This is a genomic window from Shimia fortis (assembly GCF_040225985.1).
GTDB lineage: Bacteria > Pseudomonadota > Alphaproteobacteria > Rhodobacterales > Rhodobacteraceae > Shimia.
The window spans coordinates 1-3,261 of sequence record NZ_JBBPEU010000033.1; the positions used below are offsets into that span (position 1 = coordinate 1).

The 3,261-nt window shown below is 58.1% G+C and carries 1 protein-coding gene and 1 pseudogene; both read right to left on the bottom strand.

Annotated features, from left to right (window positions below; translation table 11 throughout):
• Positions 1-2,753 (bottom strand): calcium-binding protein (locus WNE31_RS18345; protein WP_349981390.1); only part of this gene is annotated, 2,753 nt, incomplete at its 3' end.
• A gap of 133 nt (positions 2,754-2,886) precedes the next feature.
• Positions 2,887-3,261 (bottom strand): annotated as a pseudogene (locus tag WNE31_RS18350) (hypothetical protein); the annotation flags it as partial.

The window sequence follows — 3,261 nt, forward strand, 5'->3', positions numbered from 1 at the left end:
TTCACCCGGTCATGGCCGAAGCCGCCATTGATGAAGTCGTTGCCGTCTCCGCCAAAGATGACATCCCCGAAGGCCGAGCCGGTCAATACGTCGTCCCCTGTGCCACCAATCACCGTGTCCGCGCCGAAACCGCCCGCGATCGAGTCATCGCCGGCGTCTCCACGCAACTCATCGTTGCCATAGCCACCGTCGATCGAGTCATTGCCGTTGCCGCCATAGATCACGTCGCGCAGGTCCAAGGTCGGGTCTTCGGACGGATCTCCGCCGCCCCCGAGCAGGGTGTCGTTCCCGCCACCGCCCACAAGGGTATCGGCGTTGCCTCCGCCTTCCAGAAGGTCATCCCCCCCCTGACCATTCAAAAAGTCAGAGTCAGTGCGCCCCCTCAAGTGATTAAAGTTGGCATCCCCCGTCAGGTGATTGCGCCCAAGGCCGCCAATCACGCTTTCGATCGAGGTCAGAACGTCTCCGTCCGCCTGCCCTCCCGATGCTGTCCCCGCCGCGAGGTTGACCGTCAGGGCTTCGGTTTGTTCAAAATACCGCGCCGTGTCGTTATCTGCGCCCCCATTCAGGATATCGGCGCCTTCGCCACCGGTCAGCGTATCGTTTCCGGCCAAGCCGATCAGCGTGTCATTGCCATCGCTTCCGTCGAAATGGTTGGCCTGGGCGTCGCCCGAGACGTAGTCGCCATGCACGGTGCCCCAAAAATCCCACAACACAGTAGTCTGCCCGATAATGTCTGCATCCCCGTGTCCGTCATTGCTGACAATGCCTGTCTGAAGATTGGCAACTACCCCGTTATTGGCGCCGTTGCCGCCATAGTTCATGATCACCGTCATGTCACTCTGACCAAAGAAATTGATCCGGTCCGAGCCGCTGTTTGGTGAGATGAACAGCGTACCAGTCGAACCGGGCCGCATTGTAATATTGAACACGTCATCCTCGAACGTGCCGGCGATGCCGAGGAAATGGTCCATCGTGTCGCCCACGCCCAGCAAAGCGGTGTGTCCATCCACCGATCGCTCGCCTTTCGAGATCAGGCCCGTATCGGCCACTGCGTCGATGTCGACCCGGATCGCAGAAAAGAGGTCCCAGTGGTGAATGTCGATCCAGCTGTCCGACCCGCGCAGGTCAATGATGTCGTCCCCTCTGCCCGCGCGCACGATCCCGCCGTCTGGCCCCGGCACCAGAACGTCATTACCATTCTGCCCAATCAAAGTGTCATGGCCAGCGCCACCAATTAACGTATCATGTCCGTTAGCACCGCCGTTACTCATGAGTTCGTCATCGCCACCAAGGCCATTCAACAACGAATTGGCATTGATTGGGCTAACCCCAACGTCTGCCCCTTCTGTACCGGTCCAGATTGTGTCGGCAGGGATGCCGCCGATCTGCCAGATCCGTGCGGCAATCTCGGCATAGGTCAGGGTCAAATCATTGAACTGCACGATCTCAACCGAATTGAACAGGGTCTGGAACCCTTCCGAAGTGCGCATCGTGACGGCATCGCCTAGAATGTCCCCATAGGTTCCCGAACTTAGCGCCGCAGTCACGGCAATTTCGCTGCTGTTGGCGTCGACAATCACGGTATCGGTTCCAGCGCCACCAATAAGGGTATTGTCCCCCCAAAGTGCAAGAAAGGTGTCATCACCCGCGCCCCCGTCCAGCGTATCGTTGCCGGTGCGCCCATCCAGCGTATCATCACCGCCAAGACCATAAAGCTCGTTGTCGTCGCTATTGCCTTCAAGATGGTCATTGCCCGCTTCAGATCCGGCAACATTTTCGATATCAAGAAGCGTGTGGGTGAAAGCTTGTCCGTTCCAAAGGCCGTTTGCCATGCGGAGCGCCAGATTGACCGTCACGCCAGTTGTCGGAGCCGCATCATAGCGCACGGCCCCTTGCATGTTTTCCAACCCGGTCACGATATCGTTGCCAGCCCCCATCTGGTAGCTTGTTTCCCACCCCAGCGTGATCTGGTCCGCAAAAGTGGTTCCGATGATCTCCAAAGGGCTACTCCCCGTGATCTGCTCTTGATTGCCAAACCCGTCATTCGAGATCACGCCGGTGTCGAGATCCACCACCAGCGCCTGCGTCGCCGCCTGTCCTTGTTCATCGACGCTGAAGTTCAGCCGCACAAGGCCGTTATGGCCTAGATGATAATTGTCACTACCCTGCCCGCCGATAATCTCCAGCGCCATTTCCATGCCGCGATCAAATGGGTTTCTATGCGTCGTGAAAGTGTCATTATGGGCCGTGCCGATCAACCTGCCGCCATCGGTTGCCCCAAGCTCGAACGCCTCGTGCAGATTGTACCATTCGTCTTGATCCCCGCCGGGTTTTTCGATGACCCCGTATCGCAGATCTGCCGAAACCGGCCCGCCAAGGCCGCTATAGTCTATTGTGACAAACCCTCCAGCCGGGTCAGGTGCCAGATAGAGAAAATCATACCCTGCGCCACCGATAATCCGGTCGTGCCCGCCACCTGCGGTTTCAATGACATCGTTGCCAGCACCACCTTCGAGCCGGTCATCCCCTGCACCCCCCCGAAGTGTCTCGTTACCTGCGCTGCCGATCAGAGTGTCGTTGCCGTCGCCGCCGTCATAGGTGGTGCCCTCATTGTTTGCACCATTGGCCGACAAAATATCATTCCCCTCAAGACCCGAAATGGTATCAGCGCCGCCATTCCCGAAAAGGGTATCGTCAGACGCGGTGCCATTCAGGACCTCGCTATTTTCGGTTCCTGGAAATATGGGCATGGGGTATCTCCTCTAAATACGTTTCTTCGAATTCACAAAGACATTGACGCTAATTAGGGTCGAAAACGAGTCCCCTGTCCAGTTTCACGAGGCTTTCAGTGCATTGAACGGGGGCGCGCTTCTATCGCTGCTGTCATGCCAACAACTCGAACAATTCCCCGCCGATCTGCAGGTTGATGCTGTCCTGCCCGCCCCCATCAACCAGCGCCCACATGATCTGGCCGGTGGGCCGATAGATGACGAACGCCTCTTCCGTGCTGTCGTCACCCGAGCGTTCGCCCGCCGCGTTGGTAGTGTGGGTAAAGTTCACCTGGAACTGTGACCGCGTGGCAGAGCCGTTGCCGAATTGCAGGATATCGCCTTCGGCCGCGTCATAGTCCTGGATCCAATCCGACCCGTGGCCAAGCACGCCAATATGGAAGAACCGGTCGCCGCCGGTGCCGCCGTTTACAAGGTCATGGCCAAACCCGCCATTGACGAAATCGTCGCCATCGCCGCCAAAGATCAT